This is a genomic window from Methylosinus sp. shoA (assembly GCF_059718125.1).
The window spans coordinates 1873753-1889283 of sequence record NZ_AP046091.1; the positions used below are offsets into that span (position 1 = coordinate 1873753).

The window sequence follows — 15531 nt, forward strand, 5'->3', positions numbered from 1 at the left end:
CGTGGCTGTCCCATGGTTGGCGGGCTCTTCGTCGAGCCTTCGAATTCGAATATGCGAATGTGCGGCGAGCGTCGGGGCGATCGCTCGCCGAACGCATCAGGCGAGAATGTCCTGCACGACCTTGCCGTAGACGACCGTCGGCCGCTCCGAGCGCCCGCCGCGGAGGTAGACCGTCTTCAGATGGTCGAGGCCGAGCAGCTGCAGGACCGTCGCATGCAGGTCATAGGTGTCGACCGGGTTCTCGACGGTCCTCAGGCCGATCTCGTCCGTTTGACCATGAGTGAGGCCATGCTTCAGGCCGCCGCCGGCGAGCCATTGCGTATAGCCCCAGGGATTGTGATCGCGCCCATTGCCGCTCTCGCCGTAGGACGTGCGGCCGAACTCCGAGGTCCAGACGACCAGCGTGTCGTCGAGGAGGCCGCGCGACTGGAGATCGGCGAGGAGTCCCGCGATCGGCTTGTCCACCGCGCGCGCATGCAGAGTGTGGTTTTCCTCGAGCTTCCGATGCGCGTCCCATGTCTGGAGAAGATCGTCGACGCCGTCGATGGCTCCGGAGATCACATGCACGAAACGCACGTTTCGCTCGACCAGCCGGCGCGCGCGCAGCAGCAGCGTTCCCATGTCGCGCGTCGCATCGTTGTCGAGACCATAGAGGGCGCGCGTCGCCGCGCTCTCCTTGGAGAGGTCGACGGCTTCCGGCGCCGAGGCCTCCATTCGATAGGCGAGGTCATAGGAGCGCGTTCGCGCCGCGAGCTCGGAGTCCTCCGGCCGCCGCACGCTCTGTATGTCGTTGAGGCTCCGCAGCAGATCGAGGCTCTCGCGCTGCTGCTGCAGTGCTACGAGCTCGGGCGGCGCATCGTGGAGAATGGGGCGCTCCGTCGGCCGGAACGCCGTGCCCTGATAGACCGCCGGGAGGAATCCCGAGCTCCAGTTCACGGCGCCGGCCGACGGCTCGCGCTTTCCGCCATACAGCACGACATAGGGCGGCAAATCCGGATTGGCCGCTCCGAGCGCATAGGAGATCCACGCGCCGAGCGACGGGCGGCCGGGGCTCACATCTCCGGTATTGAGTTTCAGAATCGAAATGTCGTGGGTCGCGCCGATGGTGACGCTCGATTTGATGAAAGTGAGCTTGTCGGCGTGGCCGGCGAGATTCGGCAGGAGATCGGAGAACCATGCGCCGCTTTCGCCGTGCTGCTTCCACTCCCTCTTGGTCGCGAATAACTTGCCGACGCCGCCCTGCGTGCTCGTCTTGATCCCGGAAAGGAAAGAGGGAGGGACGTCCTGCCCCGCCAGGCGCAGGAGCTCGGGCTTGTAGTCGTAGAGCTCCAGGGTCGACGGCGCGCCGTTCATGTGCAGCCAGATCACAGATTTCACTTTGGGCGCGAAATGCGGCGGCTTCGGCGCGAGCGGATCGGCGAAAGCGGCGGCGCTCGCTTCCGGCACGCCGAGCCAACCGCCGCCCGGCATGATTCCGCCGAGCGCATAGCCTCCCAGGCCATATGCCGCTCCACGCAGCCATTCACGACGTGACGTTTTCAAGAGCATGGCTTGCATCCCCATGTGCGAGCTGAGCGAGAATTATATTAATACGATCTAAATAATAGACAAAATGCGCCGTGTCTACGGCAATCTGCGCCGTTGCCGCGGCCGATCGGAACCTCGGAAAGCGGATGCGCCTACGCCGGTCCGCCACGCTTCGTTCCAGCCCCGAAAAGACCAATGGTCGGCCCATCCGAGGCTGAATCTGCGCCTTCGCGCGCGCCGCCGCCTTTGCTCGTCGACGAAGGCATCAACCGTAGATAGCAACGGCGAGCGGCCTGAAATAATGCGTTTTTTCTGGCGCTGGCTCGACTACAATGCGGCGGTCATTTCATATATCTAGTTATCAAGTATGAAATGAGCCGATGCGTCGAGGAACGAGATCGCTCTTGCTGTCGAGCGTGCGGCTGGCGCCTTGGGCCGTCATCGGAGGCGCGAGGGCGGGGCCTGCGGCTCCGGCGCGACGCAGGAGGCTCAGGCGCAAGTCGACATCTCCACCGGCAATTACAGCTATGTCAAAGCCAAGGCGAGCGCCACGGGCGTGATCGGCGGCAGCGACCAGTTCGCCTATCGCCTGTCCGTTTTCACCTCCGACCGCGAGGGCTATGTCTTACGATTGGCGCGACAAAGGCGTTCGGGCGCAGATCCTGTGGAGCCATCGGCCGATCTGATCGTGCGCGGCGTCCTCGATTATTCGCATGTCAAATCAGGCCTGCTGCAGCGAACTCTTCAATGGAGCCATCACGTATTACGCGAATGGCAATCCGATCGGGCCAATTTCTACCGAGCATCTCAATTCACTGCGGCGCCGCCTCGGCCGTCGGCGCCGCGAGCACAGTGAGGTCCGCGCGCTCAGCGCACCGAGGAGGAAGCGCAGTTCGTCGCGATTGTCGGGGCCGGCTCTCCGTCGGCGCGGCTCTGTAATTCTGCGCCGCAGCGATTGACAGGAGTCCGTTTCTTTATTTAAATAAGGTAAATAACGGAAGCGCCTTGTTTGAGTTGAGGAAACCGGGCTCGCGGTCCCCGAGTGTCGACTGATATCGTCCAGCGGACGCTCGATCGGATCGGTAGGGTTCGTCGTCTGCGTCGGGCCGCGACCTCGCACGCAGAAGACCGAAATACGGGCCACCGATTAGGAACGAATGATGAATATCTACCGACGCCGGCGTCTTATCGGCGCCGAATGTCTCGGCTCCTGCCGTCGTTCACCACCTTCGACCTCGGGTTTCGCTATGAAACTCGTGTGGAAGAGGTTCCTGTGACCGCAAGGTTCAACGCCTCCAATGATCACGAACGAGCTATTGGATGAGCTGGCGCTTTATCGGTGAGCCACGAATTTTCAAATTTATCGGAGGGGAAGCCCTGAACTTCATCTTCAGTCGATGGGGACGTGGGGACAAACCGCGGGATCGTTGGAAATGGGAAGCCGGCCGCTGAAGTTCAGCTCACTCCTCGTCAATGTCAGGCTCGTCGCATGCGCGCACAGCTGCCGTTATTGTTCCATGGGAAAGAAAAAACTGGCGGATGTATCGGTCGGCAGAGTAGCTGCGTTGATCGAGAAGTTCCTCACCTGGGAGGAATCGAACCGCAGAGAAATGCCGGTTGGCTACGTTCTGAACTATACCGACAATTATGATCGCCCCACGCTCGAAGCGCTGCGAGGATTGGCCAGGCGCTTTCCGCGCGAATACGAGCCTCTCAAGCGCATCACCCTCGGCGGTCTGCCGAAGTGGTCCGATGCCGAGATAAGCAGCTGGCTCGCCGAGCGAAAGGAATTCGGCTGCATCTCCGCTCATGCATCCTTTGTCGGAACGGACGCGGTGCACGATTATTGGAACGGGCAGACGGGAAATTTCGAATCGATCATGAAAATGCTGCGAACGGCCGGGGAGTTGGGCATGGCTTTGGGAGCACGATTGTTCGTTGCCAAGAGCACTTTGTCGAGCCTCGAGAAACTGAACGCCATGTTGGACGATCTGCCGCATCACGAGAATAATTGGCGATATGCAATGCCTTTTTTCTATACCGGCTGGGGCGCACGCATGGAGGAGGAACGTATCGACGAGAGCATTCGGGACGAATTGCCGGGTTGGCTCGCGGAACTCATTCGCGGCACGCCACCCGCGTCGGACGCGATGCTTTCGGAAAGGGAATGGATCGAGGCTATTCGCACATCGCCGCGCGAGCCCGACGATACGACGCTCGTCCTGCAGGTAACGAATGAAACCATCGATAAGTTGGAGGAGCAGAGCTGTGACGAGGTCGTCGACGCCCTGAAGATCCGAACGACCGCCGCTTACGATGCGGTTCCGCCAGTGGAAGACTTGTGCGAGAAATACGGCGACCGCAATGGAACGAAGATCTATTCCCTGCAGCGATGTCTTGAAACGAAGTGGTTGGATGCGCATTTGAGGGACAATCCCACAGATTTCGAGCGGAGCCTGACGTCGTTCCAGCTCGGATGAAAGCGAAGGCTGGACGACGTTCTGGCGGCGAAAAGCGACAGGGCGCGCCGTGAGCGCGCCGGACCCCTGCATGAGGCAAGCTTTGCGCGCAAGGCTCCGCGCCGGAGGAAATGTTCGGCGTCGCGGTTCCGCAAGGCGCGCTCTTCTATGGCGAGACACGGCGCCGTGTCTCGGTCGCCTTCGACGCCGATCTACGCCGATTGACCGACTACGCCGATTGACCGAGCAAACCGCCGCCTCTGCACGAGCGATGATCCTTTCCGCGAACAGGCTGGCGAGGCCGCGCAGCGGCACGCGTTCGATCGTAGGTCCCGCCGGCCCCTCCGACTCGTCTGCCGATATGCCGATCTCGGCGCAGGCGCTCTTCATGGCGCGAACGCCTAGCCCTTTCGTAAGGGTTTGGAGTTTCAGGGATTTTTCGGAGTGTGGCTGGGGGACCTGGATTCGAACCAAGATTAACGGAGTCAGAGTCCGCTGTTCTACCGTTGAACTATCCCCCAACGTCCCGCTCTCGCGGGATTCGCGGCGTGGGGCGACGATGTAATGAGCGCTTCCGATCGTGTCAACTCGACTTCTGCCGTCCGCCGGGACGATGGACGCCGAACGCGCAGAGCTTGACAGATGAGAGCCCGTGCTCGTCAATCGCCGGCGTGAGATATCGTCGAATCGATCGCTTCCCGAGCCCATGAAAATCGTCGGCCTATTCGCCGGGATCGGCGGCGTCGAGCTGGGCCTCGCCCGCGCCGGCCATGACTGCCTGCTCTTCGCCGAGAATTGGCCGCTCGCCGCACGCGTGCTGGCGACCCGCTTTCCCGGCGTTCCCAACGCCGGAGACGTCGCTTCGTTGCGGCGCCTGCCTGCGGGCGCGGAGCTCGTCGCCGCCGGCTTTCCCTGCCAGGACCTGAGTCAGGCCGGCCGCACCGCCGGCATCGAAGGACAAAAATCCGGCCTCGTCGCGCATGTCTTCCGTCTGCTCGACGCCGGCCGCGCGCCCTTCGCTCTGCTCGAGAATGTCTCGTTCATGCTGCGCCTCGACGGCGGGAGGGCCATGGCGCGGCTCGTCGCGGGCTTCGAGGAGCGCGGCTATCTCTGGGCCTATCGCGTCGTCGACACGCTCGCCTTCCTGCCGCAGCGCCGCCAGCGCGTGCTGTTCCTCGCCTCGCGCGCGGGGGACCCCGCCGACGTCCTGCTCGTCGACGAGGCGGCGCCCGCGCCCCGTCGCGCGGCGCTCGGCACACATGCGCACGGGTTCTATTGGACGGAAGGGGTGCGCGGCCTCGGCTGGGCGCCGGACGCCGTGCCGACCCTGAAGAACGGCTCGACGCTCGGCATCGCTTCGCCGCCCGCCATTCTCCTGCCCGGCGGCGGGGTCGTCACGCCGGACATTCGCGACGCGGAGCGGCTGCAGGGATTTCCCGCCGATTGGACGGCGCCGGCCGAAAGCCTCGCCCGCGCCTCCTGGCGCTGGTCCCTCGTCGGCAATGCGGTGAGCGTCCCGGTGGCCCAATGGGCGGGCGAGCGTCTGGCTGCGCCCGGCCGCTACGACCGCGCCCGCGACGGCGCGCCGCTCTCGGCGGGCGCGCGCTGGCCCCGCGCGGCGCGCTTCGACGGAAGCGCGCGCCGCGCCGTCGCGATCTCGGATTTCCCGCTGTGGGAGGAGCGCGCTCCGCTGCATCTCTTCCTCGATCATCCCGGCAAACCGCTCTCGGCGCGCGCCAGCGCCGGCTTCCTCTCCCGCACGGAGCGCGCGCGGCTACGCTTCGAGCCGGGCTTTCGCGAGGCGGTCGCCGCACATCTCGAGGCGATGCGGTCGCCGGGATCGCGATGAAGACGCCGAAAGCCGCCGATCCCGCCCGTTCCGCGCTGATGAAGCGCGTGCGCCAGGCGCGCACCTCGGCGGAGGAGGCGGTCGCCGTCGGCCTCAGGCGGGCTGGCCTGTTCTACCGGCGCAATTGCAAGGCGCTGCCCGGCGCGCCGGACTTCGCCAACCGTCGCCGCAAATGGGCGATCTTCGTCAACGGCTGCTTCTGGCACCATCACAAGACCTGCCGGCGCGGCACGATCCCGAAGCAGAACCGCGCTTTTTGGCTGGAGAAATTCGCCGCCAACCGCGCTCGCGACGCGCGCAAGGCGAGGCTGTTGCGGGCGCGGGGCTTCTATGTCGCCTTCGTCTGGGAATGCGAGGCCTTCGACTTGGAGCGGCTGGAAAGCCGAATCGCGCGGCTGCAACGGAGAGCCGGCCGGCGCGGCGAGGGGTAGGCTCGGCCCCGAAGCGGCGTCCGGGGCTCGGCTCCGCTTCTGGCAAAGCGGCCGGCAAATTGCTACAAGCCGCGGACGGCCCGTCTATATACCCATGCGGCCCTTCGAGATTGCGAGACAGGTCGACCCATGCGCAGCGCCAGCATCGAGCGCAACACGAAAGAGACCCGAATTTCCGTCGCCGTCGACCTCGACGGCGAAGGGCGGTCGAATATCGCCACGGGAATCGGCTTCTTCGACCATATGCTCGATCAGATCGCCCGCCACGCGCCGCTCGATCTGACGGTCGCGGCGCAGGGCGACCTGCATATCGACGGCCATCACACGGTCGAGGACGTCGGCATCGCCCTCGGCCAGGCCGTCGACAAGGCGCTCGGCGACCGCAAGGGCGTCGCGCGCTACGGCGACGCCCATGTGCCGCTGGACGAGGCGCTCGCCCGGGTCGTCGTCGATATTTCGGGACGGCCCTTCCTCGTCTTCGACGTGGCCTTCCCCTCGGCCAAGATCGGCGAGTTCGACACCGAGCTCACCCGCGAGTTTTTCCAGGCTTTCGCGACCAATGCGCGGATCGGCCTGCATGTCGAGGCGCTGCGCGGGGTCAATTCGCATCATATAGCCGAGTGCTGCTTCAAGGGCTTCGCCCGTGCGCTCGGCAAGGCCGCGGCGCTCGATCCGCGCCGCGGCGGCGCCGTTCCCTCGACGAAGGGCACGCTCACCAGCTGATGAGGAGAGGCGGGCCGATGGCCGTCTATACCGTGCATGTTCCGCGGGGCCGGTGGGGCGAGACGCCGACTCCCGACAGAATCGTCTTTCTGCGCGACGGATTTTCGTTCGCGGCTTTCCTGCTCGGGCCGTTCTGGCTGCTGTGGCGACGGGCCTGGCTGCCAGCGGCGCTGTGGACGGTCCTGCTCGGCCTCGTCGGCGCCCTCGCGGCGACGGGTCTCTCGGCCGAGGCCGTCTCCGTGCTGGAGATCGCCCTCGGCGCGCTGCTCGGCTTCGAGGGGTCGCGTCTCGTCGCCTGGTCGCTGGCGCGCCGCGGCTATGCGGAGAGCGCGGTGGTCGTCGGCGACAATCTGGACGAGGCCGAGGCCGTCTTCTTCGCCACGCTCCAGCAGGGCGGCGCGAGCGCGGCGGGACCGGCGGCCGGCGGGCCGGCGGCGACGCGCCACGCCCTCGGCGGATTGTTCGAGGAGTTGAGGCCGTGACGACGGCGATCATCGATTACGGCTCGGGCAATCTGCACTCCGCGCTGAAGGCCTTCGAGCGGGCGGCTCGCGAGAGCGGCTCCGCCGACGAAATTCGCGTGACCGACGATCCGGAGGTCGTGCGTCGGGCCGAGCGCGTCTGCCTGCCCGGCGTCGGCGCCTTCCGCGACTGCCGCGCGGGCCTCGCGGCGCGGCCGGGGCTCGACGAGGCGCTACGCGACACGGCGATTGTGCGCGGGCGCCCGTTCCTCGGCATTTGCGTCGGCATGCAGCTGATGGCGACGCGCGGCCTCGAGCATGGCGAGGCGCCGGGGCTCGGCTGGATCGCCGGCGATGTGGCGGCCATCGAGCCGAAGCACCCCGGCCTCAAGATCCCGCATATGGGCTGGAACACTCTGGATCTCGCGCGGCCGCATCCGCTGTTCGAGGGGATCGCGACCGGAGCTGCGGGCCTGCACGCCTATTTCGTGCATTCCTATCAATTCGTGCCGGCTTCGCGCGCGCATGTCGTCGCGACGACGGATTACGGCGACAGCCTGACGGCGGTCGTCGCCCGCGACAATCTCGTCGGCACGCAGTTCCATCCCGAGAAGAGCCAGACGCTCGGCCTCGCTCTGATCGGCAATTTTCTGAGGTGGCGTCCGTGATCCTGTTTCCCGCGATCGATCTGAAGGAAGGTCAATGCGTGCGCCTCGTCGAGGGCGAGATGTCCTCGGCGACGGTGTTCAACGACGATCCGGCTGCGCAGGCCGCCGCCTTCGAGCGCCAGGGCTTCGAATATCTGCATGTGGTCGATCTCGACGGCGCCTTCGCCGGCGCGCCGATGAATGCGCTCGCGGTCGAGGCCATTCTCGGGACGATCGAGATTCCCGTGCAGCTCGGCGGCGGCATCCGCGAGATGCGCACGATCGCGCGCTGGCTGGAGAAAGGCGTTTCGCGCGTCATCATCGGCACGGCGGCGGTGCGCGATCCGGCGCTGGTGCGCGAGGCGGCGCGGCTCTATCCCGGCCGCATCGCCGTCGGCGTCGACGCCAAGGACGGCTTCGTCGCGGTGGAGGGCTGGGCGCGGCGCACCCATGTCTCGGCGCAGGACCTGGGGCGCAGCTTCGAGGACGCCGGCGTCTCGGCGATAGTCTATACGGATATTTCGCGCGACGGCGTGCTGAAGGGGCTGAACATAGAGGCGACGCTGGCGCTCGCCGACGCGCTGACGATTCCCGTCATCGCCTCGGGCGGCCTCGCCTCGCTCGCCGATATCGAGCGCCTGCTGCAGCCGGACTGCAAGAAGCTCGCGGGCGCGATCACCGGCCGCGCGCTCTATGACGGGCGGCTCGACCCGGCCGAGGCGCTGGCGCTGATCCGGGCGGCGAAGGAGGCGGCGTGAGGCCGGAAGACATTATTGCGGGCTTGACCTCCCGCGCCAGCGTCGTGCGAGTTCGAAATGTCATGAACCATGTCCTGTGGTTCATGATCGTCGGAACGTCCACGTTCGTGACGGCGGCCTATCTGTTCCAGAACGATCCGATTTTGAAATATGTTTTCGCCTTCTTTTCGCTGGTCCCGACGCTCGTGTTTTCCGTATCGCATTTCTTCTTTATGCTGAAGAGCCCAGATCGCCTTCAATCCGAAGAGTTCGTCGTGCGACAGCACGAGCTGCGGATCGAATCGCGAGGCAAGAGCGGTTTGCCTCAAAAGATCGAGGGAGAGGGCTCGGAGCTTCCGAATGTGATCGAAGTGGATCCGAGCGAAGGAGAGCAACAATGAACGCTTTTCTCCTGGTTTACGACAGTTCGAAAGCTCCGCGTGACCGCGTGTCCAGACAGCTGGATCGGATTGCGGAGATCACCAACTGGTACGCAGTGTTCGACAACACCTTCTGCATCTCGTCCGAGCGCGACGCGCGTTGGCTCGCAGCGCAGATCAGAGAAAAAGTGTTGCCGGAGGTGCGTTTCATCGTCACGGAGATCGAGACGACGAAGAAGGGCGGCTGGCTTCCGCGGATCATATGGGATTTCATCAACCGCCCTCGATCGCCGGAATCATCGGCCGCCTGATGCTGAAATCCCGCCTCATCCCCTGCCTCGACGTCAAGGAAGGCCGCGTCGTCAAGGGCGTCAATTTCGTCGATCTGCGCGACGCCGGCGATCCGGTCGAATGCGCCATCGCCTATGACGCCGCGGGCGCCGACGAGCTCTGCTTCCTCGACATCACCGCGAGCCACGAGAATCGCGGCGTCATGCTCGATGTGGTGCGGCGCACGGCGGAAGCCTGCTTCATGCCGCTCACCGTCGGCGGCGGCGTGCGCGCCGAGGACGACATCCGCAATCTGCTGCTCGCCGGCGCCGACAAGGCCTCGATCAATTCGGCCGCCGTCGCCGACCGGCAGTTCGTGCGCCGGGCGGCGGAAAAATTCGGCTCGCAATGCGTCGTCGTCGCCATAGACGCGAAAAAGGTCGGCGACCATTGGGAGATCTTCACCCATGGCGGGCGCCGCCCGACCGGCATAGACGCGGTCGAATATGCGAAAGAGGTGACGGGCCTCGGCGCGGGCGAGATTCTGCTCACCTCGATGGACCGCGATGGCGCCAGGAGCGGCTTCGACATCGCGCTCACTCGCACGGTGGCCGACGCCGTCGACGTGCCTGTCATCGCCTCGGGAGGCGTCGGAACGCTCGACCATCTGGTCGAAGGCGTGCGCGACGGCCATGCTTCCGCCGTTCTGGCGGCGTCTATCTTTCATTTCGGCGAGTTCACCATCGAAGAGGCGAAGCTCCATATGGCGAAAGCGGGAATTGCGATGCGTCTCGACGTCTCGGGCGCCGCATGAGCGGGTTTTCCCTCGCCGATCTCGAGCGGATCATCAAATCAAAGCGGAGCGCCGAGGCGGCGCAGTCCTATACGAAGACCCTGTTCGAGGCGGGAACGCCACGCATCGCCAAAAAATTCGGCGAGGAGGCGATCGAAACTGTGGTCGCCGCCATGCAGGGCGACAAGCGCGCCTTGACGTCGGAAGCCGCCGACATGTTCTATCATCTGCTGGTGCTGCTCGTGGCCGGCGGCGTCGGGCTCGAGGAGGTGCTCGCCGAACTCGAGCGACGCACCGGCCAGTCCGGCCTCGAAGAGAAAGCGTCGCGCGGAGCAAAGAAATGAACGCCGAGGCTCATGTCCCGGCCGCCGCCGTTCTCTCGCCCTATCGGCGCTTCACCCGCGCCGAATGGGCGAGCCTGCGCGCCGATACGCCGCTGACGCTGACGCTCGACGATCTGACCCGGCTCAAATCGCTCGACGATCCGATCTCGCTCGAAGAAGTCATCGAGATCTATCTGCCGCTCTCGCGTCTGCTCGCGCTCTATGTCGCGGCGACACAAGGGCTGTTCAAAGCCACTCAGCGCTTCCTCGGCGCCGAGGACGGCAAGATGCCCTATATCATCGGCGTCGCCGGTTCGGTGGCGGTGGGCAAATCCACCACCGCGCGCATTCTCAAGGCCCTGCTGTCACGCTGGCCCAATACGCCCAAAGTCGAACTCGTCACCACGGACGGCTTCCTCTATCCCAACGCCGTGCTCGAGCGCGACGGCTTGATGGACAAGAAGGGCTTTCCCGAGAGCTACGATAATCGCGCCCTGCTTCGCTTCCTTTCCGACGTGAAGGCCGGCCAGCGCAATGTCGCCGCGCCCGTCTATTCGCATTTGACCTATGACGTCGTGCCCGGCGAATTCTTCTATGTCGATCGTCCCGACATTCTCATCGTCGAGGGCGTCAACGTCTTGCTCGCCAGCCGGCCGCGCGACGGACGCGAAATTCCCTTCGTGTCGGACTTCTTCGATTTCTCGGTCTATCTGCACGCCGAGGAGGACGTGCTCGAGCAATGGTATGTGGACCGCTTCCGCCGCCTGCGCGAGACGGCTTTCCGCGATCCGCGCTCTTATTTCAAGAAATACGCCGATTTCGACGACGCGGAGACGGTGCGCGTCGCCAAGGACATTTGGACGCGCATCAATCTCGAAAATCTCCGCCGCAACATCTCGCCGACGCGCCCGCGCGCGAGCCTGGTGCTGACCAAGGGCGCAGATCACCGCATAGAGGAAGTGGCGTTGCGCAAGCTGTGATGCGACCTCCGCCCGTCATTGCGAGGAGCGCAGCGACGAAGCCATCCAGAGCCGCCCCACGACTCTGGATCGCTTCGCTCCGCTCGCGATGACGGTCGAGCGCATGCGCAGCGAGCGTCTCGAAGGGTCGCGCCGCGGCGTCCTCTGGAGCATCCTTCGAGACGCTCGCCGCGCGGATTGTTTTGCGTTCACGATTTCAAATCGCGGGCGTCGGCGCGCTCCACAATTCCTCGACATAGCCGCGGCGTATCCAGCTGCGGAAGCGATAGCGCCGCACGAAACCGAATTCCGGCAGCAGTTCGCCGACCACCGACTGCCGCTCGCCGGAATCGCCGACCTTGCGATTGGCTTCCTGATTGATGCTGAGCAGCAGCGGCGCCCAGCCGCCGATCCTGCCGAAATAGGAGCGGCACACCGCATCGCCCATCTCGGGAAAAGAATCGCAATTCACGACGATGTCGGCGGCGAGCTTCGCGCTCGCGTCGACGAGCGGCGCGAAGACGAGCTCCACTCCCGACTCGCCGGGCTCGTCGGCCGGATGGCGGAAGGCGACGCGCGTCTCGGGCAGCGCGCGACTGAGAAAGAAATATTGCATCGCCGAGACCGTCGGCAGATCGACGATCGCATAACGGCGCGCGCCGCGCATCAGCGCATAGCGCGCCACCTTGCCGAAGCCGCCGCCGATCTCGCAGACGCGCGGCGCGGAGAGGCCGCTCGACTCGATGAGGCGCAGCGCCGCGTAGAGCGCTTGAATGTCGCGCCCGTCGAGCACGCGGTCGCCGACGGCGAGCCCGAATAATCCGTCGAACACATTCGGCGGCGCAATGTCGAAGCCGAGCGCGCTCTCGATGTCGGCCGCGAGCGCGCGCGAGGCGGCGAACAGCGTCTCGCCCATGAAATTCTGCTCGGCGCATTCGGCGTGCGCCAGCCCCATATATTGCGCGAGCGAGGCCAGCATGTCGTGATAGGGCGCGACCGCCGCCCGGCGCCCCTTCGGCGTCGCGGCGCGAAAATCGCGATAGGCGCGTTTGCCCTGCTCGAGGCCTTCGGCCGCCGACGTCTTCTGCACGTCGACGAGATAGACGGCGAGCGCGCGCGGATCGCGGCCGCCGAGCAGGCGGAGCAGCCGGCGATGGCGATCGGCGACGATGGTCGTCCACATGGCGCCGCCGCCGCCGAGGCCGCGTGTTTTCCATTCGCCGACGCGCGCCCGCCATTCGCGCTGCAGCCGTTCGGCGATTTCGACGTCGCGCTCGTCGGCCATGCGCAGGGACAGGGTCGGCTCCAGCAGAGGCAGCCCGCGGCCCGGCGCGTTCATCAGCTGCGCGCCGGCGCCCTTCGTGGCGGCTTTATTCACGAGCCAGAATTCGCCGTCTTTCACACGCGCGGCGAGAGTCTCTTCCGGCACGCCTTGCGACAGCTCGAAACGGAACCCGTAGCGGCCGTCGCCGATCCCGGCTTCGACCAGATCGGCGCGTGGCGCATCGGCGCGGACGACGCCGACGACGGCGCCGGCGGAGCAGATTTCGACATGCAAGCGCGCGCTCGGCCGCGAACGGTCGTAGACCCATCCCGCGACGCTGCGGGCGCTCCTCCCGTCCACATAGCCGATGAACTCTTCCGGGCGCTTTGGTTTGAACCACATGCTCGACTCCCGGCTCAGCTCCGGAAGCGGCGCGGCTGCGGCAGCCGCGCGGGAAGCGTCAGGCGAGGCGCGGCGTTGTCGCGGCTGTACCAGGGATTGAACGCGGGATCGTCATAATCGAGCAGCCCGTATTTGGCGCGCAGCGCCTCCTGCTCGCGCTTGAAGCGGTCGATATTGGCCTTCGTCTCGTCGCTGCCGCGGCTCGCCGATTCGTGATGATAGAGCGTCGCGAACGGCGTCCAGACGGTTCGATAGCCCGCGCGGCCCGCGCGCAGGCAGAAATCGATGTCGTTATAGGCGATGGCGAAAGCCTCTTCGTCCATCTCTCCGACCGCCTCGAAGCAGGGCCGCGAGATCAGCAGGCAGGCGCCGGTCGCCGCGGCCAAGGATTGACGGACCTTCAGCCGCGCCATCGGCCCGGGATAATCCCCCGGCATGCCGCAGAACCAGTGTCCGGCGACCGAGCCCAGTCCGACGATGACGCCCGCGTGCTGCAGCGAGCCGTTGGGATAGAGCAGGCGCGCGCCGACGACCCCGGCCGAGGGATAAGAGAGGCACGACGCCATCTCCTTCAGCCAGCCGGCGTCGATCACCTCGATGTCGTTGTTGAGCAGCAGCACGCAATCGCCGCGCGCGGCGCGCATGCCGCGATTGACTTGACGAGAGAAGTTGAACGGCGCCTCGACGATGTCGGCGCGAAACGCCGGATGGGTCCTGCGCATCTCCTCATAGAGCGCGAGGACGCGCGGATCGGTGCTGCCATTGTCGACGACGATGATCTCGAGCGCCGGATAATCCGTCTTGCGCGTCAGATCGCCCATGAGCCGCGAGATCAGCGGGAAGGCGTCCTTGTTCGGCACGACGACCGATATCAGCGGCCAGTCGTCGCCCGGAGGACCGAGGCGCACGCGATGGAGATTGGCGTCGAGCGCCGGCTCCACGCGCGCCGGCGCCCCGTTCTCCGCATAATTCTCGGCGAGCGCGCGGCGCGCGTTCTCCGTCGCGCGGCCGAGGAAATTCGCCGAATAGCTCGACCCGTCGCGCCGCCAGAGATAGGCCGGATAGGGGAGATGGACGATCGCGTCGGGCGAGAGGCCGCGGACATAGCGCAGCAGCAGGTCATAATCCTGCGATCCGTCGAAACCTGGCCGCAGGCCGCCGAGCTCCATGAGGCGGGCGCGGCGAAAGAGCGAGAGATGATTGACGTAATTGACGCCGGACAGCAGCACCGGGTCGAAGGCCGGCTTCAGCACATAGGATTTCGGGCGCAGTCGGCCGTCGGTGACGAGCTCGTCCGTATAGACGCATTGCGCGTCGGGGTTCTGCTCGATCGTCTCGACGACCGCGTCCACGGCGAAAGGCGTGAGCGCGTCGTCATGGTCGATGAAGGCGGCCCATTCGCCGGACGCGGCGGACAGAGCGGCGTTGGTCGCGGCGGCGATCCCGCCATTGGCCGCGGCCCGCAGGATTTTCAGCCGCGGATCGCCGGCGTGACGATCGAGCCAGGCGACGGTTTCCGTCGCCGTCGAGCCGTCGTCGGAGAGGATCAGCTCGGCGGCGCCGGGCCGCTGGAGGCGGAACGAATCGAGCAGCTGGTCGAGATAGAACGCCTTCGTGTTATACACGGGCGTGAGGAAGGAGATCAGCGGACGCTCTCCGGCCCAGGGCTCCGCGTGGCCATAGCGGCTGCTCGCCATGGCGATCACCTGATCGAAATGCTGGGGAACGCCGCGAATCTTCGTCGCGCGCGGGCCGAGGGCGGCGAGATTGCCGGCGCCGGCGCGCGCCACGACCTCGCAGCGGGGAGCCGCGCGTCCGCTCATCGCCGCCTCGCGCAGCTTGCGCCCGACGAACGCTCGGACGGATTTCTCATCGCGCGCGGCGAAGGCGCGGAAGGCGAAGCGCGAGGGGAAGGAGGAGGGGTCGAAGCGCACGCGCCGCACGCGGCCGAAGCTTCTCACGGCGACGACATAGACGCCCTCGCGCGTCTGCCGCAGCTCGATCTCCTCGCCGCGCTCGAAATCCTCGCCATAATCGAGGAAGACGCGCGGATCGAGGTCACGATCGGCATTATCGATCTCGAACACGAGGAAAGCGGCGCCGACGAGCCAGGGCGCGAATATGAATTGCGGATCGGCGTCGATCGCCCGCCATCGCTCCCATCCGAGTCTTCGCAAGCCCGCATGTCTCACGCAGGGAAATCTGAACAGCAAGGCCGGGTTTCCAATCGCCCTCGGATGCGTCGCGCCGTTCCGGCTCCCCGTCGGTCGGCAAGTCGACGCTTCTATACGCGAGGCGCGGCGAAT

16 protein-coding genes and 1 tRNA gene are annotated in these 15531 nt (G+C 65.7%); 13 read left to right on the forward strand and 4 right to left on the reverse strand.

Features of this window, described 5'->3' with window-relative positions; all coding sequences use genetic code 11:
- Positions 1-96 precede the first annotated feature (96 nt).
- Positions 97-1548 carry a DUF1501 domain-containing protein gene (locus AC6IW9_RS08380; protein ID WP_497771322.1) on the reverse strand — a complete coding sequence of 484 codons (1452 nt, stop codon included), beginning with the start codon at positions 1546-1548 and terminating at the stop codon, positions 97-99.
- A 409-nt stretch (positions 1549-1957) separates the two neighbouring features.
- On the opposite strand from AC6IW9_RS08380, the gene AC6IW9_RS08385 reads away from it, so the two are divergent.
- Together AC6IW9_RS08385 and AC6IW9_RS08390 are read left to right on the forward strand one after the other, a co-directional pair.
- Positions 1958-2383 carry a hypothetical protein gene (locus AC6IW9_RS08385; RefSeq protein WP_497771324.1) on the forward strand — a complete coding sequence of 142 codons (426 nt, stop codon included), beginning with the start codon at positions 1958-1960 and terminating at the stop codon, positions 2381-2383.
- Positions 2384-2960: 577 nt separating this feature from the next.
- Positions 2961-4007 carry a hypothetical protein gene (locus AC6IW9_RS08390; RefSeq protein WP_497771327.1) on the forward strand — a complete coding sequence of 349 codons (1047 nt, stop codon included), beginning with the start codon at positions 2961-2963 and terminating at the stop codon, positions 4005-4007.
- Positions 4008-4433: 426 nt separating this feature from the next.
- On the opposite strand, the gene AC6IW9_RS08395 is transcribed toward AC6IW9_RS08390, so the two are convergent.
- Positions 4434-4507 (reverse strand) — tRNA-Gln (locus AC6IW9_RS08395).
- Positions 4508-4692: 185 nt separating this feature from the next.
- On the opposite strand from AC6IW9_RS08395, the gene AC6IW9_RS08400 reads away from it, so the two are divergent.
- The 11 genes from AC6IW9_RS08400 (at position 4693) to coaA (ending at position 11580) form a co-directional block, all read left to right on the forward strand.
- On the forward strand, positions 4693-5835 hold the full coding sequence (locus tag AC6IW9_RS08400) for a DNA cytosine methyltransferase (RefSeq protein ID WP_497771329.1): 1143 nt from the start codon (positions 4693-4695) through the stop codon (positions 5833-5835).
- A complete protein-coding gene (locus AC6IW9_RS08405) occupies positions 5832-6266 on the forward strand; it encodes a very short patch repair endonuclease (RefSeq protein WP_497771332.1) in 435 nt (144 codons plus the stop codon). Before AC6IW9_RS08400 ends, AC6IW9_RS08405 begins: the two co-directional genes overlap by 4 nt.
- Before the next feature lie 129 nt (positions 6267-6395).
- On the forward strand, positions 6396-6989 hold the full coding sequence (gene hisB / locus AC6IW9_RS08410; RefSeq protein WP_497771335.1) for an imidazoleglycerol-phosphate dehydratase HisB: 594 nt from the start codon (positions 6396-6398) through the stop codon (positions 6987-6989).
- Positions 6990-7006: 17 nt separating this feature from the next.
- Positions 7007-7471: a DUF2628 domain-containing protein gene (locus AC6IW9_RS08415; RefSeq protein WP_497771338.1), complete on the forward strand. Its 465-nt coding sequence runs from the start codon at positions 7007-7009 to the stop codon at positions 7469-7471.
- A complete protein-coding gene (gene hisH, locus AC6IW9_RS08420) occupies positions 7468-8118 on the forward strand; it encodes an imidazole glycerol phosphate synthase subunit HisH (RefSeq protein ID WP_497771341.1) in 651 nt (216 codons plus the stop codon). Before AC6IW9_RS08415 ends, hisH begins: the two co-directional genes overlap by 4 nt.
- Entirely contained in the window at positions 8106-8855 is a 750-nt protein-coding gene (gene hisA / locus AC6IW9_RS08425) for a 1-(5-phosphoribosyl)-5-[(5-phosphoribosylamino)methylideneamino]imidazole-4-carboxamide isomerase (RefSeq protein ID WP_497771344.1), read from the forward strand. Before hisH ends, hisA begins: the two co-directional genes overlap by 13 nt.
- 62 nt (positions 8856-8917) lie before the next feature.
- The gene (locus AC6IW9_RS08430) at positions 8918-9235 is read left to right on the forward strand and encodes a hypothetical protein (RefSeq protein WP_497771347.1); all 318 of its coding nucleotides are present in this window, start codon (positions 8918-8920) and stop codon (positions 9233-9235) included.
- Positions 9232-9525 (forward strand): hypothetical protein, encoded by a 294-nt coding sequence (locus tag AC6IW9_RS08435; protein ID WP_497771349.1) that lies wholly within the window; start codon positions 9232-9234, stop codon positions 9523-9525. Before AC6IW9_RS08430 ends, AC6IW9_RS08435 begins: the two co-directional genes overlap by 4 nt.
- On the forward strand, positions 9525-10298 hold the full coding sequence (gene hisF, locus AC6IW9_RS08440) for an imidazole glycerol phosphate synthase subunit HisF (protein ID WP_497771352.1): 774 nt from the start codon (positions 9525-9527) through the stop codon (positions 10296-10298). The genes AC6IW9_RS08435 and hisF overlap by 1 nt, the downstream gene beginning before the upstream one ends.
- Positions 10295-10621: a phosphoribosyl-ATP diphosphatase gene (locus tag AC6IW9_RS08445; RefSeq protein ID WP_497771355.1), complete on the forward strand. Its 327-nt coding sequence runs from the start codon at positions 10295-10297 to the stop codon at positions 10619-10621. Before hisF ends, AC6IW9_RS08445 begins: the two co-directional genes overlap by 4 nt.
- Positions 10618-11580, forward strand: a complete 963-nt coding sequence (gene coaA, locus AC6IW9_RS08450) for a type I pantothenate kinase (protein WP_497771358.1) — start codon at positions 10618-10620, stop codon at positions 11578-11580. The genes AC6IW9_RS08445 and coaA overlap by 4 nt, the downstream gene beginning before the upstream one ends.
- 196 nt (positions 11581-11776) lie before the next feature.
- Here the strand turns inward: coaA and AC6IW9_RS08455 are convergent, their stop codons facing one another.
- Together AC6IW9_RS08455 and AC6IW9_RS08460 are read right to left on the reverse strand one after the other, a co-directional pair.
- Positions 11777-13225 (reverse strand): class I SAM-dependent methyltransferase, encoded by a 1449-nt coding sequence (locus tag AC6IW9_RS08455; protein ID WP_497771361.1) that lies wholly within the window; start codon positions 13223-13225, stop codon positions 11777-11779.
- Positions 13226-13239: 14 nt separating this feature from the next.
- Positions 13240-15438, reverse strand: coding sequence for a glycosyltransferase family 2 protein (locus tag AC6IW9_RS08460; RefSeq protein WP_497771364.1), 2199 nt, complete (start codon positions 15436-15438; stop codon positions 13240-13242).
- Positions 15439-15531: the final 93 nt, after the last annotated feature.